Origin of the sequence: Methylobacterium durans (assembly GCF_003173715.1) — a bacterium.
Taxonomy (GTDB): domain Bacteria; phylum Pseudomonadota; class Alphaproteobacteria; order Rhizobiales; family Beijerinckiaceae; genus Methylobacterium; species Methylobacterium durans.
The window spans coordinates 5,083,467-5,103,352 of the sequence record NZ_CP029550.1; the positions used below are offsets into that span (position 1 = coordinate 5,083,467).

The 19,886-nt window shown below is 69.9% G+C and carries 18 protein-coding genes and 2 pseudogenes; 14 read left to right on the plus strand and 6 right to left on the minus strand.

Translation table 11 applies throughout. The features are described from left to right. Nucleotides 1-91: 91 nt before the first annotated feature. Nucleotides 92-628 (minus strand): GlcG/HbpS family heme-binding protein, encoded by a 537-nt coding sequence (locus DK389_RS23430; protein ID WP_109893196.1) that lies wholly within the window; start codon nucleotides 626-628, stop codon nucleotides 92-94. Nucleotides 629-1,026: 398 nt separating this feature from the next. Between DK389_RS23430 and DK389_RS23435 the strand changes: the two genes are divergently transcribed. After that, on the plus strand, nucleotides 1,027-2,079 hold the full coding sequence (locus tag DK389_RS23435) for a zinc ribbon domain-containing protein (RefSeq protein WP_109893198.1): 1,053 nt from the start codon (nucleotides 1,027-1,029) through the stop codon (nucleotides 2,077-2,079). Between the two features lie 96 nt (nucleotides 2,080-2,175). Here DK389_RS23435 and DK389_RS23440 read toward each other — a convergent pair whose 3' ends face one another. Further along, on the minus strand, nucleotides 2,176-2,907 hold the full coding sequence (locus tag DK389_RS23440; protein WP_236960296.1) for a M15 family metallopeptidase: 732 nt from the start codon (nucleotides 2,905-2,907) through the stop codon (nucleotides 2,176-2,178). Nucleotides 2,908-3,146: 239 nt separating this feature from the next. Then, nucleotides 3,147-3,455, minus strand: a complete 309-nt coding sequence (locus DK389_RS23445; RefSeq protein ID WP_109893202.1) for a hypothetical protein — start codon at nucleotides 3,453-3,455, stop codon at nucleotides 3,147-3,149. Nucleotides 3,456-3,778: 323 nt separating this feature from the next. Between DK389_RS23445 and DK389_RS23450 the strand changes: the two genes are divergently transcribed. The 9 genes and pseudogenes from DK389_RS23450 to DK389_RS23485 all read left to right on the plus strand — a co-directional run bounded on the left by DK389_RS23450 (nucleotide 3,779) and on the right by DK389_RS23485 (nucleotide 12,446). After that, nucleotides 3,779-4,732 carry a metallophosphoesterase family protein gene (locus DK389_RS23450; RefSeq protein WP_109893204.1) on the plus strand — a complete coding sequence of 318 codons (954 nt, stop codon included), beginning with the start codon at nucleotides 3,779-3,781 and terminating at the stop codon, nucleotides 4,730-4,732. 34 nt (nucleotides 4,733-4,766) lie between these two features. Beyond that, nucleotides 4,767-5,147 (plus strand): cupredoxin domain-containing protein, encoded by a 381-nt coding sequence (locus tag DK389_RS23455; protein WP_109893206.1) that lies wholly within the window; start codon nucleotides 4,767-4,769, stop codon nucleotides 5,145-5,147. A 45-nt stretch (nucleotides 5,148-5,192) separates the two neighbouring features. Beyond that, nucleotides 5,193-5,951, plus strand: coding sequence for a sigma-70 family RNA polymerase sigma factor (locus tag DK389_RS23460; RefSeq protein WP_109893208.1), 759 nt, complete (start codon nucleotides 5,193-5,195; stop codon nucleotides 5,949-5,951). A gap of 40 nt (nucleotides 5,952-5,991) precedes the next feature. Continuing rightward, nucleotides 5,992-6,063: pseudogene (locus DK389_RS35755) on the plus strand (zf-HC2 domain-containing protein); the annotation flags it as partial. An 87-nt stretch (nucleotides 6,064-6,150) separates the two neighbouring features. Continuing rightward, a complete protein-coding gene (locus DK389_RS23465) occupies nucleotides 6,151-6,771 on the plus strand; it encodes an anti-sigma factor family protein (RefSeq protein ID WP_236960298.1) in 621 nt (206 codons plus the stop codon). Between the two features lie 156 nt (nucleotides 6,772-6,927). Then, nucleotides 6,928-8,598 (plus strand): adenylate/guanylate cyclase domain-containing protein, encoded by a 1,671-nt coding sequence (locus DK389_RS23470; protein WP_109893212.1) that lies wholly within the window; start codon nucleotides 6,928-6,930, stop codon nucleotides 8,596-8,598. A gap of 266 nt (nucleotides 8,599-8,864) precedes the next feature. Further along, nucleotides 8,865-9,128: a hypothetical protein gene (locus DK389_RS23475; RefSeq protein WP_162560804.1), complete on the plus strand. Its 264-nt coding sequence runs from the start codon at nucleotides 8,865-8,867 to the stop codon at nucleotides 9,126-9,128. A gap of 142 nt (nucleotides 9,129-9,270) precedes the next feature. Beyond that, nucleotides 9,271-10,977 (plus strand): gamma-glutamyltransferase family protein, encoded by a 1,707-nt coding sequence (locus tag DK389_RS23480; protein ID WP_109893216.1) that lies wholly within the window; start codon nucleotides 9,271-9,273, stop codon nucleotides 10,975-10,977. 56 nt (nucleotides 10,978-11,033) lie between these two features. After that, nucleotides 11,034-12,446 (plus strand): amidohydrolase family protein, encoded by a 1,413-nt coding sequence (locus tag DK389_RS23485; RefSeq protein WP_236960300.1) that lies wholly within the window; start codon nucleotides 11,034-11,036, stop codon nucleotides 12,444-12,446. Between the two features lie 139 nt (nucleotides 12,447-12,585). Here DK389_RS23485 and DK389_RS23490 read toward each other — a convergent pair. Further along, nucleotides 12,586-14,543: pseudogene (locus DK389_RS23490) on the minus strand (AI-2E family transporter). 294 nt (nucleotides 14,544-14,837) lie between these two features. On the opposite strand from DK389_RS23490, the gene DK389_RS23495 reads away from it, so the two are divergent. Then, entirely contained in the window at nucleotides 14,838-16,169 is a 1,332-nt protein-coding gene (locus DK389_RS23495; protein WP_109893218.1) for an AmpG family muropeptide MFS transporter, read from the plus strand. Nucleotides 16,170-16,269: 100 nt separating this feature from the next. On the opposite strand, the gene ampH is transcribed toward DK389_RS23495, so the two are convergent. Continuing rightward, nucleotides 16,270-17,376, minus strand: coding sequence for a D-alanyl-D-alanine-carboxypeptidase/endopeptidase AmpH (gene ampH / locus DK389_RS23500; protein WP_109893220.1), 1,107 nt, complete (start codon nucleotides 17,374-17,376; stop codon nucleotides 16,270-16,272). A gap of 170 nt (nucleotides 17,377-17,546) precedes the next feature. On the opposite strand from ampH, the gene DK389_RS32780 reads away from it, so the two are divergent. From DK389_RS32780 to DK389_RS23515, 3 genes are all read left to right on the plus strand, one after another. Then, entirely contained in the window at nucleotides 17,547-17,720 is a 174-nt protein-coding gene (locus DK389_RS32780) for a hypothetical protein (RefSeq protein WP_162560805.1), read from the plus strand. A gap of 439 nt (nucleotides 17,721-18,159) precedes the next feature. Further along, nucleotides 18,160-18,555, plus strand: coding sequence for a hypothetical protein (locus DK389_RS23510; RefSeq protein WP_109893224.1), 396 nt, complete (start codon nucleotides 18,160-18,162; stop codon nucleotides 18,553-18,555). Continuing rightward, complete coding sequence (locus tag DK389_RS23515) at nucleotides 18,542-19,441, plus strand: sigma-70 family RNA polymerase sigma factor (RefSeq protein ID WP_109893226.1); 900 nt, start codon at nucleotides 18,542-18,544, stop codon at nucleotides 19,439-19,441. Before DK389_RS23510 ends, DK389_RS23515 begins: the two co-directional genes overlap by 14 nt. A 3-nt stretch (nucleotides 19,442-19,444) precedes the next feature. Here the strand turns inward: DK389_RS23515 and DK389_RS23520 are convergent, their stop codons facing one another. Continuing rightward, nucleotides 19,445-19,885, minus strand: coding sequence for a hypothetical protein (locus tag DK389_RS23520; RefSeq protein ID WP_109893228.1), 441 nt, complete (start codon nucleotides 19,883-19,885; stop codon nucleotides 19,445-19,447). Between the last annotated feature and the right edge of the window lies 1 nt (nucleotide 19,886).

Below are 19,886 nucleotides of genomic sequence, written 5' to 3' on the forward strand. Positions count from 1 at the left end.
AGATGCCCGAGGGATGCGAAGAGATCTGTGAGGACGATCACAGTCCCGGCGTCCGCTTCCGCGTTGCCGATGATGCGTCGGTACGGCCGCGTCATCGAATGAGGTCGGCGCCCACCTTGCAGATCACCGCGTCCTGATCGCCCGTTCCGCCGCTGCAGCCGAGGGCGCCGATCAGCTTGCCGCCTTCGATCAGCGGGAAGCCGCCCGGCGAGGCGGCGAGCTGCGGGTCGAGCGTTCCGAGATAAGGATGCCCGGTCTCGTAGGCGTTGTAGAAGACCCGGCTCTCCCGGCGCCAGCGGGCGGCGGTGCGCGCCTTGTTCTGCGCGATCGTGACGGAGGCGAGCTGGGCCCCGTCCATCCGGACGAAGTGGACGAGGTCGCCGTGGGTGTCGACCACCGCGATGTTCATCTTCCAATTGCGCTTCAGCGCCTCGGCCTCGGCGGCGGCGAGAACCTGCTTGGCGCGCTCCAGGTTGATCGGAACGCCGTAGGGCACGTCATAGGGCATCTGATCCGGCGTGCCGCCGGCCGGCGGCGGGGTCGCACCGGTCTGCGCCTGGGGGGCGCCTCCGGACATCATAGCGCCCGCCAGCAGCAGGACGAACGCCGCACGCGCCGCAACCCTCATGGTGTTTCCTCCGCCCATCGCTGATGCTCGGCCCGGGATCGTGGCGTCCCGCTTTCCGATATCCCGCACATCCGGCTGCGCGGAGACAGTCTCTTGATACGTGCCGGCCGGAGCGTGCGCGATGTCGGGCCTCCGTTCGCAATGACAAACGAGGCCACCCCTCAATTCCCGCGCGCACAAGTCAATCCGGCCGCGCGGCGACCTGCGACGGACCGAGCATAACGGAGTCCCGTCGCCCGATCCTGAGCCGAAGGGGCATTCCGAGGATCCTGCAAATTGAATGCGTGCGCGGACACCCAGTATACCTCTCCGACTCATCAAATGCTCGACCCGGGAAAGCGCGAACCGTCGAGAGCCAAGTCGCGGGTGTTCGAACGCGAAACGGGAGAGGATAAACCTTGCGATTCGGTACAAGGCTCTCCGAGCGGTGGTTCAACGCCGTTCTCTGGCTCGTGGCATTCGCCTTCGCGGGCTTCCTGATCGGCCTGGGCTCGCTCGTCGTCGGCGATCTGCCCCAGGTGGAGCATCGATACACGCTCGAGCAATTTCTCGATCGGGATCGAGCGAAGGTTTCGGCCGACGCCCTGAAGCAGGTCCGGCAGCAGCAGGACGACAACCGGCGCGCGAGCGAGCAGGCGCAACTGGCCCTCGACGCCGCACGCTCGGCAACGGAGGCGGCGCGCGAAACCTTTGCCAACTGGCTGAAGACGCGCGACGCCACGCAGCGCGTCGATCAGGATCCGGGGCTGATCGCCCGCACGGATCGGCTCGACGCGCTCAAGGCCGCCGAGCGGGCGATCGAGGAGCGGCTGGAGGGCCTGGCGCGATCCGGGCTCGATCTCTCCGAGCGCGAGATTCCGGTCAGGAGTGCCAGCGCGGATCTCTACGCGGCGGCCCAGCAGAGGCTCGACGCGGCCGAGCGCGGGCAGGAACTGCGCGTCTTCGGGTATCGGCTGGCGCTGACCCTGCCGCTGCTGGTGATCGCCGGATGGCTGCTTCTGAAGCGCCGGCAGACGCGCAATTGGCCGTTCATCTGGGGCTTCGCTCTCGCGGCGGCCTTCGCCTTCTTCGTGGAGCTGGTGCCCTACCTGCCGAGTTACGGCGGTTATGTTCAGTACGGCGTGGGCGTCATCGCCACCCTGATCCTGGGTCGTGCGGCGATCAGCGCGCTTCAAGCCTATACAGAGCGGCAGAAGGCGGCGGAGCTCCGACCTGATGAGGAGCGCCGCACCGAGATCGCGACGGATCAGGCGCTGCAACGGCTTGCCAAGAAGGTCTGCCCAGGGTGCGAGCGGCCGGTCGACCTCGCCAATCCAGACGCGAACGTCTGTCCGCATTGCGGGATCGGTCTGTTCGAACATTGTCCGGCCTGCGAGCATCGCAAGAGCACCTTCGAGCGGTTCTGCTACGCCTGCGGCCAGACGAGCGCGGTGCAACCCACGCCCGCGTGAGGGGCGCCTGACGGCGCCGCGCCGGGAGGCGCCGCGTTCCGGCCGCGACGAGAGGCGAGGCTGCGGGATCGAGACCTCGGCGATTCCCCGGTCGGCCTAAGGTTCGACCGCGCGCACCGGCACGTCGAAGCCCTGCCCGCGATGCGGCTCGTCCCGCAACGTGAAATGCCACCACTCGGCCGGATACGGCGCGAATCCCGCCCCGATCATCGCGCCGCGCAGTCGCGCGCGGTTCGCGCGGGCCTCCATCGGGATCTCGGCGCCTTCACCCGAGCGCGGATCGAACAGATCGAAGGGCGTGCCCATGGAGCGCTCCCGTCCCGTACCGCGTTCGACGAGGGTGAGGTCGACGGTCGAGCCGCGCGAGTGGCCGGATCGCTCGGCGATGTAGCCGAGGCGAAACAGGTCGTCTTTGTCGATGTCGGGATAGAACTCCGCCTTTCCGGCCAAGTCCGCCGGATCGTGCGCCCAGCGGACGAAATCGGCGACGGCCCGGCGCGGCCGGTAGCAGTCGAACACCTTCAGCCCGAGCCCGTCCGGCGCCAGAGCGGCCTGGACGCGGGCGAGCGCTGCCGCGGCCCTCGGCGTCAGCAGGCAGAGGGGCGCCTCGTAGCCGTCGATCGGCCGCCCGACGAAGTTGTGGCTGCCCGCGTAGCGGATCTCGGTGACGAGCCCCGGCACGAAGCGCGCCGCGTCCACCAGAACGGGCTCGGCCCGCGCGCCGCCGGCGGCGAGCAGCAACAGGGCGCCCGACGCGGCGTGTCGCAGCCGCTTCTTCGTCGCCGCACGTGCGCGGCGCCGATGACCGGAACGATGTCGATGCGCCACCCTGCTTCCTTCCCGGCTCTCCCGCTCAAGCGCGCCCATGATCCGTTACACCCCGAATCTGGATCGCGGCACTCTCCGGCCGTCGGGACCCCGAAAGGGTGCGCCTCACGCGTCGCAACAGGCTCGGCGGGGAGGGCGGGCGCTCGAACGTGGATCGCGCGGGCGTCGACGCCCGCGCGGTCCACTGGCGAGCGAGGATCGAAAGGTCTGCGCAAAGTTTCGATCGAACCCGCCTCCCGTCAGTCGAGCCCACCGCCCGCCGTGCCGCCCAGGTTCTGTGCGATCGGGTCGCGCTCCGGGAATTCCGCGTTGCCCGACGTGCTGCTCCTTCGGGCGGGAGAGACGGGGGCTGGCGTGCCGGTCGCCCGAAGGCTGCCCGTCCATCTCGGACCGACCGGCCCGGCCGCGTCGTAGCTCGTGAGGAGGCCAGGGCGCGGCGAGGATCGTGGCGCGGCGACGGCGGGCGCTGCGGCGATGGGGAGGATGAGCAGGAAAGCTGTGATCCGGAGCGGCCTGCTCCGAGGGCGCGGGGATCGATTCATGGGCATGGCGTTCTCCTGACGCACGGCCAGCCGCCGGCCGCCCGGCTGGCGGGCCCAGGCGTGCCGGACCGCCGGCCGCCTGGAGCGCGTCTCGACGCTGCGGCGCTGGCACGGATCGAGAGGCTCACGGCCTCTCCAACCGGCCAGACCTCTCCGCCGGCCCCTTTATTCCCGCCCGCGCCGCGCAACGTCGGACCGATGACGGGATGGCCCCGGCGCGAGCGGGGCCCGCGATCGCGACGGATCTCACCGCGTCGGGAATAAACGGCGCGCGCCGAGGATCAGGATCCGCAGGGACACCGGGGTCCCATCTCAGCGGAGCCGGAACGATGCACCATCATCCTGACAGCCCAAGCGCGCCGGGCGCCGTCAGCCGGCGCGGAGCCCTCGAATGCATGACCTGGGCGGGAGCGGGCCTGCTCTGGTCGCTCGCGGGTGGTCTGCCGAGCGCGGTGGGTCTGGGTCGAGCACTGGCAGCGGAGACGGTGGCGGCGCCGTTCACCTTCCTGCAGATCAGCGACAGCCACGTCGGCTTCAACAAGCCGGCCAATCCCGACGCCCTGGGCACGCTGCGCGAGGCGGTGGCCCAGATCCGGGCGCTGCCGGAAAAGCCCGCCTTCATCATCCACACCGGCGACATCAGCCATCTCTCGAAGGATCAGGAGTTCGACGATGCCGACCAGATCCTTCGCGAGACCGGGCTGCCCCTCTTCTTCGTGCCCGGCGAGCACGACCTGCTCGACGACGGGCAGGGACGCGCCTACCGCGACCGCTACGGCAAGGGGACGCGCGGGGCCGGCTGGTACAGCTTCGACCGGCAGGGCGTCCACTTCATCGGCCTCGTCAACGTCGTCGACCTGAGGGCCGGCGGCCTCGGCAATCTCGGGTCCGCTCAGCTCGACTGGCTGGAGCGCGACGTGGCGGGGCTCGCCTCGAGCATGCCCATCGTCGTCTTCGCCCACATTCCCCTCTGGACCGTCTATCCCGAATGGGGTTGGGGCACGCAGGACGGAGCGCGGGTGCTCGCCTGCCTCAAGCGCTTCGGCTCGGTCACGGTCCTCAACGGGCACATTCACCAGATCATCCAGAAGGTGGAGGGCAACGTCGCCTTCCACACCGCCCGCTCGACGGCCTTCCCGCAGCCGGCGCCCGGCACCGCGCCCTCGCCGGGGCCGTTGAAGGTGCCGGCCGGCGAACTGCGCAGGGTGCTCGGGATCGCGAGCGTCCAATTCGTCCGCGGCAGCGAGCCCCTGGCCATCATCGATACGCCGCTCGCCGGGTAAGCCGGCCGCAACCCTCGTCGACCAGGAGCGCCTCATGCCTTCAGCTCAACGCTTGCCGCGCCGTAAGGCCGGATGCGGCATCGCCGCGATCACCCTGCAGATCCTCGCCCTCGCGCCGGTGCCGGGCATTGCGGCGGCCGAACGGACCCGCACCGATCCGGTCGTCATCCGCATCGACAACTTCACCTTCGCCCCGCAGACGCTGACCGTCGCGCCGGGAACGAGCGTGACCTGGGTGAACGGCGACGACATTCCCCACACGGTCGTGGCGCAGAACAAACTCTTCCGTTCGAAGACGCTCGATACGGACGAGCGCTTCACCTTCACCTTCCAAGTGCCGGGCGAGTACGCGTATTTCTGCTCCCTGCACCCGCACATGACCGGCACGGTCGTGGTGAAGGCCTCGACGGACTGATCCGGCCCGGTAGCGAGAGCGGCGAGCGACCGCGGGAGGCGCCTCATGACGGGCAGGCTCATTGTGGCCGGAACGGGCCGGGCGGCGCTTCCCGCCGCCCCCGTCCGCGCCTGGATCGCGGCGATCCTCGTCGATCTCGCGGCCCTGGGCGCGCTGCTCTCGCGGGCGGTCCCGTCCGAGCGCCTGCACCCCGCGGCACCGACCGGGCGCCGAGGCGTTCGCGACGAGCCTGCCGCCTCGGCGCCCTCGCCGGGCTCCGGCACCACGTTCCACGAAATCGTGCTGCCCCACCTCGACGCGGCCTACAACCTCGCCCGCTTCCTGTCCCGGGACGCGGACGCCGCCGACGACATCGTGCAGGACGCCTTTCTGCGCGCCTTCCGGGCCTATGACGGATTCCGGGGCGGCGACCCGCGGGCCTGGCTCCTCGCGATCGTGCGCAACTGCGTGCGGAGCTGGGCCAGCGAGCGGGCCCGGATTCGGGAGATCACGGAGCCGCTCGGGACACCGCAGGCGGAGGAGGGCACGGACGCCGAAGCGCTCGAACTCGCCGATGCCGATCTCGGCACGCCGGAGACCGCGCTCCTCCGCGCCAGCGAGGCCAGCCTGATCCGGCGGCTGATCGAAGCGTTGCCGGAAGCCTTCCGCGAGGTCCTTGTCCTGCGCGAATTCGACGACCTGTCCTATCGCCAGATCGCCGACATCACCGCGACGCCCATCGGCACGGTGATGTCGCGCCTCGCCAGGGCGCGGCAGATGCTGGGCACCGCGTGGCGGCGCCAGTGCTGCGAGGATCGGCCATGACGGGGGGCACGATCGGCCCTGCGGCGAGGACCCGGCCTCGCTGAACGCTCTCCTCGACGGGGAGCTCGACGCGGTCAACAGCCTGCGGTGCGAGGCCCATGTCGCCCGGTGTCCCGCCTGCGCCGCCGAACTCGATCGCCTGCGCGCATTGCGCGAGCGGCTCGCGCGCGAGGGGATCGCTTGGCGCACACCGCCCGCGTTGCGCGCCAGAATCCTCGCCGCCCTCGCGGAAGAGGCCGCGAGCACCGCCCCCGGCGTTCGGGCCGCACCGCCGGCGCGGACGCGAGAACCGAACCGATGGGCCGCGCGCCTGCGCGACGCGGTGGGCCGATGGCGTGCGGTGCCCGCGGGCCTCGCGCTCGCCGCAAGCCTCGCGCTCGCCGTCCTGATCACCCGGCTCGACGAGAGGCCGGATCTGCCGGGTCAGCTTGTGTCCGGGCATGTCCGCTCCCTTCTTGCGAACCATCTGACGGACGTCTTGACCTCCGACCAGCATACGGTGAAGCCATGGTTCTCCGGGAAGACCGACTTCTCGCCCCCGGTCGTGGATCTCGACGACCGGGGCTTCACGCTCGTCGGGGGGCGCCTCGACTACATCGAGAACCGGGTCGTGGCCGCGCTCATCTACAAGCGTCGCCAGCACGTCATCAATCTGTTCATGTGGCCCTCCGAAGGCTCGCGGCCGACCGCCTTTGCCAGAGAGGGCTACAACATCCTCGGCTGGCAGCAGGCCGGGCTCGCGTTCTGGGCCGTATCCGATCTCAACGTGGTCGAGCTCAAGGAATTCCAGGACGATTTCGCCGAACGCGCGCCGCACTGAGATCCGCGCCCGGCCCGAACCCGGGCCGCGATGCCCATCTCCGGTCTCGGCCAGTCGAGACATCGGGCCCGTGAGCTGTGCTATAGCGTGACCCTCGCAAAACCGCGCCCTCATGCTGCTGCCCGCCCGGGGCTCGCCGCAGCGGCGATCAGCGTCATGTGGTTGACCCCGTTCACAGCCTTCCGACGCCTGACGCTCCGCCGAGTCCGGCTCGGCAGCGGGCTCGTCGTGTTCGGCTACGTGCTCACGCACCTCCTCAACCACGCGCTGGGCAACGTGTCGCTGTCGGCCATGGATGCCGGTCTGGATGTCGCCTCGGCGATCTGGCTGAACCCGTTCGGGCTTGTCCTGCTCTACGCGGCCCTGACCGCCCACCTCCTGCTCGGTCTCTACGCGCTCTACGAGCGCCGCTTCTTCCAATGGCGCGCCTCCGAGTTGCTTCAGCTGATTCTGGGACTGGCGGTCCCGCTCCTGCTCATCACCCACGTCGTCGGGACCCGGATCGCCTTCAGCACGGAAGGGCTCGAGAAGGGTTACGCGCAGGAACTCTACGTCTTCTGGGTCGCCTCGCCCGCGAACGGATTGATGCAATCCGCACTCCTCATCGTCGCCTGGGTGCATGGATGCCTCGGGCTGTTCTTCTGGCTCCGGCTGAAGCCGGGATTCGCGACGGCCAGCCCCTGGCTGCTCGCGGGAGCCGTGCTCGTCCCGATCCTCGCACTGCTCGGCTTCGTCCAGGGTGGCCGCAGCATCGCGCTGCTGGCACAGGATCCGTCCTGGAGAGCGGAGGCCCTCGCGCCGATCCACGTGGGTCAGGCAGACCAGATCGCGCGCCTCAGGGCGATCCGCGACGCCTTGCTGACGAGCTACGGATCGGCGATCGCCCTCGTCATCGCCGCGCGCGGCCTGCGGACCCTCCTGGAGGTGCGGCACGGAACGATCCGCATCAGCTACCCCGACGGGCGCGCGGTCAGGGTGCCGCGCGGCACGAACGTTCTGGAAGCGAGCCGGCGTCACAACATCCCGCATGCCAGCGTCTGCGGCGGGCGCGGGCGCTGCTCGACCTGCCGTGTCAGGGTGTTCGACGGAGAGGACGGGCGCGGCCTGCCCGCCCCCTCCAAGGCCGAGCAGGCCGTGCTCGATCGCATCGGCGCGACGCCCGGCATCCGGCTGGCGTGCCAGCTGAACCCGACCCACGATCTCGCCATCACGCCGCTGTTCCCACCGCGACAATTGCCGGCGCGCAGGGCCGAGCCGGCGCAGGCCGGCGAGGAGCGGTTCATCGTCGCCATGTTCGTCGATCTACGGGACTCGACCCGGCTGGCGGAGGAACGCCTTCCCTACGACACGGTGTTCATCATCAACCGCTTCCTCGGGGCTGTCGGCGACGCGGTGCGCGAGGCGGGCGGATCGGTCAACCAATTGCTGGGAGACGGGATGCTCGCGCTGTTCGGCCTGCAGACCGACCCCGAGACGGGGGCGCAGCAGGCCCTGCGGGGCGTGGACCTGATCACCAACCATGTCGCCGGTCTGAACCGGCTGCTCGCCGCCGATCTCGGCCAGACCTTGCGCTACGGCATCGGTCTGCATGCCGGTGCGGCGATCGTCGGTGAGGTGGGGGACCACGCGGATGCCCGGTTCACGGCACTCGGCGACACCGTCAACGTGGCGTCCCGCCTGGAGGGCATGACCAAATCGCTTGGCTGCGTCGCTCTCGTCTCGGAGGCGGTCTATGCGGCGGCGAAGGTCGACGCGCCCTCGCTTCAGGAAGTAGTGCTCCAGGGGCGCTCGGAGTCGCTGATGGTGAGACGGGTCGGGCGCCGTTGAGCGATCCTCGGACGTGCGCCCGCGCAAACCTGCACGACGCCTCCGCCACTCTCGGCTCGCCGGAGATCGTCGCGATGGGCCATCGGACCGGGCGGCCGGCCCGTCGACGCGAGAACCGCACCGGTCCGAGCCGGCGCCCCGACACGGCCGGCATGATCAGCGGACGAAACCGATTGGGCTGCACGGAGCGGCCCGTCCGCCATTGAAGGCGCGGACGGCTGCGCGAGATCTGCTAGGCTGCGGCACGAGCGGTGAGGGGAGGGACCATGCGGCCACGGGCACCACGACCGGATTCCCTGCAGACCGTCACGGTCTTGGAGATCCTCGAGGCTCTCGACGCTCGCCACGGCGAGGCCGGCGTGCCGTTCAAGACCCTCGAGGCGGCCGCCGGCTCCAGGCTCCCATTCCAAGCCTTGAAGGATGCCCTCAACGCCCTGGTCGCCGCGAACGCGGTCGTCCGCGTCAGCGAGAAGCCCGCCCGGCTGCGGATCACGGCGGCCGGACGAGCGCAGCTCGACGGATACCGGTAACATCGGAATGGGCGGACCGCTTTGGTCATGCCTCGACGCTTGAACATTGCGGGGAACAGACCGATACTTCATCGGCTGCTGTTGCGCCGCAATATAAGGCCGAGAAGCACCTGCACGACACTCTGTCCGGGAGGCGTTCGTCATGGGCAGTGCGGAAGAAGCGAGACATCGCGGATCGACGCCCTCGCGGCGCGCGCTCCTGGCCTCATCCGCCGCCTTTGGCGCCGCCGCATGGACCGGCAACCTCCATGCGGAGGTGAGCGCCGAGCGCGGCGCGCTCGCGCGTTCCGATCAGGGCATGGTGACCAGCCCGCACGAACTGGCGAGCCAAGCCGGCCGGGAAATCCTCCAGGCCGGTGGCAACGCCATCGAGGCGGCCATTGCCATCAACGCCACCCTCTGCGTCACCTATCCGCATTTCTGCGGCCTGGGCGGCGACGCCTTCATGATCATCAGCGACCGCAAGGGCAACGGCTTCACGCTGTCCGGCATCGGGCAGGCGGCCGCGAAGCCGCTGGACTATGCCGGGTCGATTCCCGTGCGTGGACCCGGCTCGGCGCTCACCGCGGCGGCGGCGGTCGATACCTGGGACCAGGCCTTCGAATTCAGCCGCAGATCCTGGGGCGGTCGCCAACCCTGGAACGGCCTGTTCAAGCGCGCGATCCAGTACGCAACGGACGGTTTTCCCCTGACGCCCTCGCAACGGTTCTGGTCGAACTTCCGGGCCAAGGAGATCGGCAACTGGCCCGACGTCGTCCGCGTGTTCACCTTCGATGGCCGCATCCCGGAGGTGGGGGAGACTTTCCGTCAGCCCGATCTCGCCCGCACGCTCACCGTCCTCGCCGAGAATGGCGGCCGCGCGTTCTATGAGGGCGACTTGGCCCTGCGCATCGCCCGCGGCCTGCAGCAAGCCGGCTCGCCGCTGACGGCGAACGACCTCGCCCGGTGCCGGGCACGGAACGAGAGCGCGCTGCGCGTTCCCTACCGCGGCGGGGAGCTCGTGAGCTTGCGTCCGCCTACGCAGGGCATCGCCACGCTCGAGATCATGGGAACGCTCGATCGCTTCGACGTAGCCGCCATTCCCGAGGGCAGCGCCGATTATTATCACCTGCTCGTCGAGGCGGTGAAGACGGCGTTCATCGACCGGAACCGGTACGTCGCCGATCCCGACTTCGTCGACGTTCCGGTCAACCGCCTGTTGTCCAAGGCCAACCTCGACGCGCACGCCAGGAGCATCGATCTGCGCAGGGCCGCGCCCTGGCCGTTCGTGTTCAAGCCGGGCGACACGGTCTTCATCGGAGCGATCGACAGGGACGGCAACTGCGTCAGCATGCTGCAGACGGTCTACTTCGACTGGGGCAGCGGCGTCGTGGCGGGCGACACCGGCATCCTCTGGCACAATCGCGGCGCGGCGTTCAGCCTGGATCCGCAGCACATCAACGTCCTGCAGCCCGGGAAGCGTCCGTTCCACACGCTCAATCCCGGGATGTACTTCACCGATGGCCGCCCCAGGCTGCTCTACGGCACGCAGGGTGCCGACGGGCAGCCGCAGACCCTCGCGGCCGTGCTGACGCGCCTGATCGACTACAAGCTGGATCCGCTCACCGCCCTGACCCGCCCGCGGTTCCTCCTCGGCAAGACCTTCTCGGACAGCCGCGACAGCCTGAAGCTCGAACTCGATGCGGGTCAGGACGTCTTCGCAGAGCTCGCCGCACGCGGGCACGAGATCAGTCCCATCCCCGCGCAGAGCCCTCTGGCGGGCCATCCGGGCGCGATCCGCATCGAGAGCGACGGCAGCATCGTCGGCGCACACGATCCGCGGAGCGACGGGCTGGCCCTGGGCCTCTGACGCCGGGCAGCGCGATCACATCGCCCTGCATGTCGCACCAGCACGGGAGAGGTACGATGCCGACGATACGCTGTAGGTGCGGATGTGCGAGCCCCAGCAGACGCACCTTTCTCCAGGGCGTCGGCTCGGTCGGAATGGTTGCGGCCGGCGGGCTCGGCGCGCTCGGCGTCGGGCCGGTCCCGATCTCGGCGCGGGCGCAGGCCGGCAGGGCCGCGGACGGCGAGATCGACCTCCTGGTCCGAAACGTCCGCATCGCCGACGGCAAGCCCCTTGTGGACCTCGCCACCAGCAAGGGGCAGTACGTCGCCGTGCAGCCGAACCTCACGGCCGACGCGGCGCGCGTGATCGACGCCGAAGGCCGAGCCGCGATTCCGGGCCTGCTGGAGCCGCACATCCACCTGGAGAAGGCCCTGCTTGAGCAGCGGATGCCGAACCAGTCCGGCACGTTGGCGGAAGCGATCCGCATCACGGGCAAGCTGAAGGCGCAGCAGGTCCGGGAGGATGTCCTGGATCGCTCCCGACAGGTCCTCGACATGGCGATCCGCAACGGTGTCGTCGCGCTTCGCGCTCAACCGGACGTCGACCCGATCCAGGGGCTGATCGGCGTCGAGACCGGGCTGGCCCTGGCCGAGGAATACAAGACCGCGCTCGATCTCCAGATCGTCGCCTTTCCGCAGGAAGGCATCCTCAAGGCGCCGGGCACCCTGGCGATGATGGAAGAGGCGCTCAACATGGGCGCGAGCGTGGTCGGAGGCTGCCCGTACAACGAGCGCACCTGGGAGGACACGCAGAGCCACATCGACGCGTGCTTCGCGCTGGCCCAGAAGTACGGCCGTCCCGTCGATCTGCACGCGGACTTCGCCGACGACACCTCGGATCGCCGCTTCGCGGCGGCGTCCTACATCGCGCAGAAGGCCATCGACACCGGATATCAGGGCAAGGTCACGCTGGGGCACATGACCAGCCTCGGGGCTTTGCTGCCGGAGCAGGCGAAGCCTGTCATCGACCTCCTCCAGCGGGCCGAGATCAGCATCGTCACCATTCCCGCAACGGATACCTATCTCGGCGGCCGGAAGGATCAGGCCGCCCCGCGCCGTGGCCTGACGCCCGTGGTGGCGCTCCGGAATGCGGGCGTGACCGTGACCTACGCCTCGAACAACATCCGCAACGCCTTCACGCCGTTCGGAAAGGTCGACCCGCTGCAGATCGGCAACATGCTCGCGCATATCGCTCAGCTCGGATCGCCCGACGACCAGGCCTATGTCCTGCGCATGGCGACCCTCAACGCGGCGCGCGCGATGGGCATCGGCGACCGGTACGGGCTCGAGGTCGGCAAGCAGGCCGACATGGTGATCCTCGACACGCCCATGGTTGCCAATGCGCTCCTGGATCTGCCGCCACGGTCGTGGGTCATCAAGAGAGGCAAGGTCACCTTCGAGACACGGCACGAGGAAAAGATCCACCGGTGAGCCTTGCTCGGCCGGCCGAACGTGTCGGCGGCCACAGGGCGAGCGACCGAGGCTGTCCCGGCAGTGCTCGCGGCCGCTCCGCGTCCCGAGGCGAGGCCCGCGCCGTCGCGGCCGCATCGCCGGTGGGCCGAGGCCGGCCTCAGGCGGCCGCGGCAGGCTCGCGCGGTGCCTCCCGGACGGCCTTGAGGCAGGCCTCGACACCGTCCCGCAGCGACGACACGTAGATGTCCGCCCCGAGTTCCCGACCGAGGGCCGCGTCGGTCAGGACGCGCTCCCCCACCGGCCAGAGGCCGACCAGGATCGGGATGCCGGGCCTGCGCTGGCGCAGACGCTCCAGGAGATATCGCAGATGCGCCGGGCTGCCGGTGATGTCGAGGTAGGAGATGCAGATCATCGCCACCCCGGACAGGTCGAGGTCGCGGATGCGCCCGCGGGACACCGCTTCGTGGGGGGTGATGCGCGCGCCGAGCCCGTGCTTGCGCAGAAGCTGCGCCAGGATGGATGAGGCCGCCTCGTCGAGCGGGCCGCGGCCGGCGATGCACAGCACCGGAGCGTCGCCGCGCCAGATCTCGGGACGGTCCTCGACCGGCGGCGCTTGGCCCGGCACGGCCTCGTTCTTCGGGTGCACTTGCTCCGCCAGCGACGGAACCTCGGAATGGCTCCTCGCCCTGGCGTCGGCGGAGGGCTCCGCGTCCGGTCGGCTCTCGAAATCCTCGACGAGACCCTGGCAGGAGGTCTTGATGTTCTCGAGTTGCGCCGGCGTCACCACGCCCCGCGCATAGTCGTTGGCGGCAAGCTGCAGGCCCTTCAACGCGACCTCGTCGTAATAGGACGAGAGGGAGCGCTCCTTCAGCATCGTCTCGCCGAGGTCCCGCGCCTCGTCCGGATCGCCGGCCAGCATCCGCTGGTAGAAATTCTCGACGGGCGTCAGCGGCGGGCGGTCGCCGAGCAGCACGTCGAAGAATTCCAGGCTCTCGACATGGCGGCCGAGCACCACGAGGCAGACCGTGAAGGGCGTGGCCAGGATCAGGCCGATCGGCCCCCAGAGGAAGCCCCAGAACAGGGTCGAGACGATGACGGCGAAGGGCGACAGGCCGGTCGAGTGACCGTACAGCAGCGGCTCGATCACGTGGCCGAACAGCGGCTCGGCGACCAGGAACAGGCCGGCCGTCCAGAGGACCATCGACCAGCCCGGATCGACGGCGGCGGCCAGAGCGAGGGGAAGAGGGCGGCGATGAAGGCGCCGATATAGGGCACGAAGCGCATGAGCGCCGAGAACACGCCCCAGAGGATCGGGCTCGGCACGCCGATGAACCAGAGCCCGAGCCCGATCAGGACGCCGAAGGCGGCGTTCATGCCGAGCTGCGCCAGGAAGTACGTTCCGAGCCTGCTCGCCGCATCGTCCATCGCCACCGTCGTGCGATGCAGGTCGCTCGATCCGAACAGGCGGATCAGGCGATTGCGCAGGTCCTCGCGCTGCATGAGCAGGAAGATCACCACCACGAGCACGATGCCGACCGTGGTCAGCGGCTCGACGATCGGCCCCAGAATGTTGTGGGCGAGCGTGAGGGGCGACGGATCCGGCTCCTGCACCCGCACGAGCTGCGCCTTCGGCGTCTCGCCGCCGGCCGGCGCCGCGGCGGTGGTGCCGGAGGCGGCCGCCTTCTGGGACGCGTCGTGGACCTGATGGTTGATCCGCTGCAGCAGCGCGTTGGCGCGCCCGAGGAAGCCCTCCTGGAGGCCGGCCGCCTTCTTCTGCACCGTGGCCTGATATTGCGGCAGGTTGCCGGCGAGGCTCGCGACCTGGGTTCCGATGACGGCCCCGATGCCGAGGATGACGCTGAGCGCGAGCAGCACCGCCACGATGACGGAGGGCACCCGGCCGAAGCGGATGCGGCGCAGGATGTTGACGACGGGCGCGAGGACGAAGCTCAGGAGGACGGCGAGCACGAGGGGGATGAAGACCTCGCGGCCGAAATAGAGGGCGGCGATGACCACGACGCCGACCGCGAGCGTCAGGAGACCGCGCAGGCCCGGGGTGATCGGGGGCGGCACCTGTGCGGGCTGGCGCGGAGCGGGCGTCGATGTGGCTGCCATCGTGGAATCCGGCTGAGACGGGGGCCGGCCATGCCGGGTCTCCCCTCAACGCGGAGGCCCGCATTTCGGTGACATCTCCGCCCTGCGATCAGCGCGCGGCGCCTCCCACGCCGTCCGGTCGGCGCATGGCACGGTTAAGAGGCCGCGATGAAGAGGTCGCGGTGAGGGGCCGTGCGGGAACAGCCGCAGGCCGATCTCTGTTCACGGCGGGAACGGCCGCAGGCCGATCTCTGTTCACGGGGTGACGTCAGCCCAGGTCCGTCGAGCGCGGGCGGAATCGAGAGAGAACCGCGCATGCAACCAGCGGCCGTGGCAGGACCGGAGCCGACGCCCTTCTGGTCGGCGCTGTTCACGGATCGCCGGATCGCACCGGCCCTCGGCCTCGGCTTCACGTCCGGCATCCCCTTCCTCCTCGTCTACGCGACGCAATCGGCCTGGCTGTCCGATGTCGGGATCTCGCTCGCGACGATCGGGCTCCTGAGCGAGCTGACCCTCGCCTACAAGTTCAAGTTCCTGTGGGCGCCGTTCCTGGACCGGTACGATCCGCCCCTGCTCGGGCGGGTCCTCGGCCGGCGGCGAGGCTGGATCGTGGCCGCGCAGTTCGGCGTCATGGCCGCCCTCGCCGGGATCGCGTTCGGCGATCCGGCGCACTGGCTCGCCTGGACGATCGTGTTCTCGCTGGCGCTCGGGTTCGCCGGCGCCACGCTCGATCTCGTCATCGACGGCTGGCGCATCACCAGCGTGCGCCCCCCCGAGAAGCAGGCCGTGCTGTCTTCCTGGACCGAGATCGGCTGGCGGGTCGGCAACCTCGCAGCCGGGGCGGGCGCCCTGTTCCTCGCCGACCGGATCGGCTGGCGCGGCGCCTATCTCTGCATGGGCGCCCTGATGCTGCCCGGCATGGTCGCGGCCGTGCTGGCGCCCGAGCCGCCGTCGGACAGGCGCCCCGCCCAAAGCGCCCGAGCGGGCCTCGTCGAGACCGTCTGGGCCCCGATCCGGGAACTCCTGGCCCGCCTCGGTCCCACGGCACCGGTCATCCTGCTGCTCGTCGCCGGTTTCCGGATGCCGGGCTACGTCGCGAGCGCGATGGCGGTGCCGCTGTTCAAGCACCAGGGCTTCTCGAACACCGATATCGCGACCGTCACCAAGCTCTTCGGCTTCTGGATCGCGCTCGGCGGCACATTCCTGGCCGGCGCGCTCATCCCGCGCATCGGCATGCTGCCGAGCCTCCTGATCGGCACGGTCGCGGGCTCGGCCTCGCATCTCAGCTTGGCCTACCTCGCGGCGCACGGAGGCGACGGCGGAGCGGCCTTCTGGACCTTCGCGATCACCGTCGGCATCGACGGCTTCGCCTACGCCTTCGCATCGGTCGTGCTGATCACCTACATGTCGACCCTGGCCTCGGCCGAGCACGCGGCGAGCCAGTTCGGGCTGATGACGTCGCTCTGCGCCTTCCCGGGCAGCGTGCTGGCGGGCTTTTCCGGCTTCGTGATCGAGCGGACGGGCTTCACCTGGTTCTTCGTCGGCACGTCCCTGCTCGGGCTGCCGGTGGCGCTGCTCGCATTCTACGTCTGGGCGAAGGTCGGCATTTCCGACGAGACCGCGCCTCACGCCGTCGCGGGGCATTGAGCGGTTCGGGCCCGAACGAGCGCCCCGCCAGGGTGCAGCCCCCTCTCAGCGGGCGGGACGCGCGCTCCGCTCGCCACCGGGCTGCCCATGCGCCCCGCGATCAGCGCGTCACGAGACTCGCGATCAGCTTGTTGGCCGCATCCGTCAGCCCGGAGAACATGGCGAAATCGGCGCGGTTGACGACGACGAACACGCCGACATCGCGACCGGGGGCGAGGGCGACGTAGCTCATGAACCCCGCGCCGCCGCCGCTCTTGACCAGGAGCATCGGCTCGATGCTCCGTGCCGCCACGGCGACCCAGCCCAGCCCGAGGCCCGCCATCGGCGCCGCCTCGTCGAAGCCGATCGTCGCCTGCATCGCCTGGCGCGGACGGTAGACGGCGTGGCTGAGGGCTAGCGCGGGGTTTCCCGTGTCGAGGTTGTGCCGCAGCCAGCGCGCCATGTCGTTCCCGGTGCTGTACAGGCCTCCGCTTCCGCCGGTCGCCTGCGTGTCGACGCAGGTCGCCGGACCGCCGAGGCCGGAGCCGATCATCAGCCGCCCGCACTGCTCCTGTGTCGGTGCGAACCCGGTATCCGTCATTCCCAGCCGCTCCGTGACCTGGCTGCGCAGCAGATCGGGATAGGAGCGGCCGCCGGCCTTCCCGATGGCATCGGCCAGGAGGTCGAACCCGACATTGGAATAGGAGGCGATGGTGCCGGGCTCCCACGGCAGCTGGTAGCCGGGGAGCCACGTCCAGCGATCGGTGTAGGTCGGCCAAGCCCGCGGGTTCGCGCCGTCGGGCGCGGAACCCATCTCGCGCGGCAGCGCTGCCGAGTGGGTCGCGAGATCGAGCAGCGTGATGGCTCGGTCGTTGAAGACGGGCAACCGCACCTCCGCGAAACGCTGCAGGCGGTCGGTCAGGGCAAGCTTCCTCTCGGCCGCGAGCGAGACCAGGACCTCCGTGGTGAGCACCTTGGTGATGGAGTTCAGCCGCACGAGGCTCGCTCCGTCCGGCTTGATCCCGTTGCCCTTCTCCGTCTCGCCGTAGCCGCGGATCAGCACCTGATCGCCCCGCACGACCACCAGGACCATGCCGGGAGCCCCCGATTCCAGGAACATGACGTCTCCGGTGAGATCGGTCGCGGCCTTGAGAACCGGATCGTCGGCGGCCTCCGAGACCGTCGCGGTCGCGAGCGCGAGGGCGAGAGCGAGGACGGCGAGTCGCATGTCGGGTTCGGGGCTCCGTTCAGAACGGAAGCCTACAGGCTCTCGGCCGAACGACCAGAAGCTCGGCGATAGGCGTGAGATTCCGCACCGAAATCCGGGGCGTTCCCCCTCTAGACAGTGAGGACCGGGTAGACGCGCTCAGCCGAGCGGCAGGCAGCGGGGATCTCCAGATGACGAGCCAGCGCGATGCCACCCTCCCGGCCTTCTGGAGCGCGGACCGGATCGGCAGAGGGTCCGATCTGCGGGACACGCTGATCTGGGCGATGCTCGCCTTCGCGGCGGCACTCGGAATCACCTGGGGCACCACCCTCACGCAGGCGGCGGCGCAGCTGCTCGCCCTGTGATGCCGGCGGGGCTCCGGCCTCGGGGGCGCCCGCGCGTCTCGGCGGCGGGGACGAATCGCCCGGAGCGTCACGGCCCGCACACCGAGCGATCGTTCTCGGAGGCTGTCCCGGTCGTTCGCTCGGGCCGGGCGCGCACGCCCTGATTCGGGGCAGGGGCTGTGGCGACGCGGACGTTCCGCGCGGCCGAGCAGGGCTTCGACCCGTCGATCCGCGCTTTGCTTGCGAACGCACGCCGTTCCGCCGCGCCGCCGATCGCGCCTGCCCCGACAGGACCGGCGACCTGCGAGCCGATGTTGAGCAGGGCCGTGCGGTTCGGTTCGACCAATGCGGTGCGCGGGCAGGCTTGACCCGGCGCAGGTCGACAATCCGTTCGACCCGATGTCACATCGCTTCCTCGAACCTCGTCATGACCGCGGGACCTCACTCGGGGGACAGGTTGATGACCAAGACGATCCCGGTGCTCGCGGGCCTCTTCGGAGCAGGGTTGGCGGCGAACGGCGTCGTGATGCTCGCCGCTCCGGAGGCGTGGTACTTCGCCGTGCCGGGCGTGACCGCGACAGGCCCGTTCAACCAGCACTTCCTGCGCGACATCGGACTGATCTTCGTGTTGCTCGGCTCGGCCGTCGCTTTCGGCGCCGCCCGGCCCGAGACGCGGACGCTCCTCTGGGGCATGGCCGCCCTCTGGCTCTCGGGTCACGCCCTATTCCACGTCTGGGAAGTCGCCGCCGGCCTCTGCGGACCGGAGGTACTTCCGCGCGACTTCCCGGCCGTGACGCTGCCCGCGCTCATCGCGATCGCCCTCAGCCTCTGGTCGGTCCGCCATGTCGATGGCTGACGATCCGACGGACGTCTTCGAGGCGGAGCGAGCGCGGCTCGTCCGGCTGGCCTATCGCATGCTCGGCTCGGTCGGCGAGGCCGAAGACATCGTCCAGGACGCTTGGCTCCGGTGGCGCAGGGTCAACCACACGAGCATCGCCTCGCCCGGTGCCTTCCTGTCCCGCACCGTCACCCGGCTCTGCCTCGACGTCATGAAATCCGCCCGGGCGCGCCGCGAGACGTATGTCGGGACCTGGCTGCCGGAGCCTGTCGACCTGTCGTTCGATCAGGATCCGCAGGACGATCTCACCCTGACCCTGATGCTGGCGCTCGAGCGTCTCTCGCCGTTGGAGCGCGCCGCGTTCCTGCTCCACGACGTGTTCGGCGTTCCCCTCGACGAGGTGGCGGAGACGCTCGAGCGGGAGGCCCCCGCCGTGCGCCAGCTCGCCTCCCGGGCGAGGAAGCATGTCCAGGCCGCGCGCCCCCGCTTCCCCATGGACCCGCGCGACGGCGCGCGGATCGCGAAAGCCTTCTTCGAGGCGTCCTCGACGGGGGATGTGGCGACGCTCCGGACACTCCTGGCCGACGCGGTGGTCGTTCACTCCGACGGCGGCGGCAAGGCGTACGCCTTCCCGCGGCCGATCGTCGGCATCGACCGGGTGATCCGCCTCTACCACGGCATGAAGCGCAAGGCGTGGATCCAGGAGGCGCAGAAGCTCCGGGACCTCTGGATCGACGGGCTGCCGGGCTATTTCAGCCTGGAACCTGGGGGAACCTACCAGACCGTCGCCCTCGAGATCGAGCACGGCCTGATCGTCGGCGTCTATTTCACGCGCAACCCGGACAAGCTGCGCCGGCTCGTCGACCTGTTCGGCGGCGATGCGGCGACGCCGACCGCTCACTGAGCGTCAGCGCCGCGCGATCGCGAGTTCGGTGCGGCAGGCCTGCGAGAACGCGCAGAGCGGGTCGAGCGTGCCGGCATGGCGGATGTCCGCGAAGGCGGCGAGATCCGTGTTCGGCGAGAAGTAGGTCTCACCGATGCGGTGCATGACGCGCTCGGCTTCCTCCAGCGTCCACGGATCGCCGAACAGCCTGATCGTATTGACGATCGCGTAGAGGTTCACGAGCTTGGCGGGATCGTCGAGATCGTTCCGGAAGGCGTCGCCGAACAGCCTCGACGCCTCGCGGATGAACTCGCCGTAGAGCGCCTCCCGGCGCGCGCGGTCCTGCACGCGCTGCGCTGCCTTCTGCTGGGCATGCTGGGTGATCCAGGTCGAGGCGAAGGAGGCCAGCGCGCCGATGGCGGAGCCTGCAAGGGCCGCGAAGGCCGGGATGTAGCCCGCGTCCACC

Bases quoted from the DNA above. Each gene is read 5' to 3' on its own strand.
- DK389_RS23430 (WP_109893196.1), bottom strand. From the start codon at position 628: ATGAGGGTTGCGGCGCGTGCGGCGTTCGTCCTGCTGCTGGCGGGCGCT.
- DK389_RS23445 (WP_109893202.1), bottom strand. From the start codon at position 3,455: ATGCCCATGAATCGATCCCCGCGCCCTCGGAGCAGGCCGCTCCGGATC.
- DK389_RS23450 (WP_109893204.1), top strand. From the start codon at position 3,779: ATGCACCATCATCCTGACAGCCCAAGCGCGCCGGGCGCCGTCAGCCGG.
- DK389_RS23455 (WP_109893206.1), top strand. From the start codon at position 4,767: ATGCCTTCAGCTCAACGCTTGCCGCGCCGTAAGGCCGGATGCGGCATC.
- DK389_RS23460 (WP_109893208.1), top strand. From the start codon at position 5,193: ATGACGGGCAGGCTCATTGTGGCCGGAACGGGCCGGGCGGCGCTTCCC.
- DK389_RS23470 (WP_109893212.1), top strand. From the start codon at position 6,928: ATGTGGTTGACCCCGTTCACAGCCTTCCGACGCCTGACGCTCCGCCGA.
- DK389_RS23475 (WP_162560804.1), top strand. From the start codon at position 8,865: ATGCGGCCACGGGCACCACGACCGGATTCCCTGCAGACCGTCACGGTC.
- DK389_RS23480 (WP_109893216.1), top strand. From the start codon at position 9,271: ATGGGCAGTGCGGAAGAAGCGAGACATCGCGGATCGACGCCCTCGCGG.
- DK389_RS23485 (WP_236960300.1), top strand. From the start codon at position 11,034: ATGCCGACGATACGCTGTAGGTGCGGATGTGCGAGCCCCAGCAGACGC.
- DK389_RS23495 (WP_109893218.1), top strand. From the start codon at position 14,838: ATGCAACCAGCGGCCGTGGCAGGACCGGAGCCGACGCCCTTCTGGTCG.
- ampH (WP_109893220.1), bottom strand. From the start codon at position 17,376: ATGCGACTCGCCGTCCTCGCTCTCGCCCTCGCGCTCGCGACCGCGACG.
- DK389_RS32780 (WP_162560805.1), top strand. From the start codon at position 17,547: ATGACGAGCCAGCGCGATGCCACCCTCCCGGCCTTCTGGAGCGCGGAC.
- DK389_RS23510 (WP_109893224.1), top strand. From the start codon at position 18,160: ATGACCAAGACGATCCCGGTGCTCGCGGGCCTCTTCGGAGCAGGGTTG.
- DK389_RS23515 (WP_109893226.1), top strand. From the start codon at position 18,542: ATGTCGATGGCTGACGATCCGACGGACGTCTTCGAGGCGGAGCGAGCG.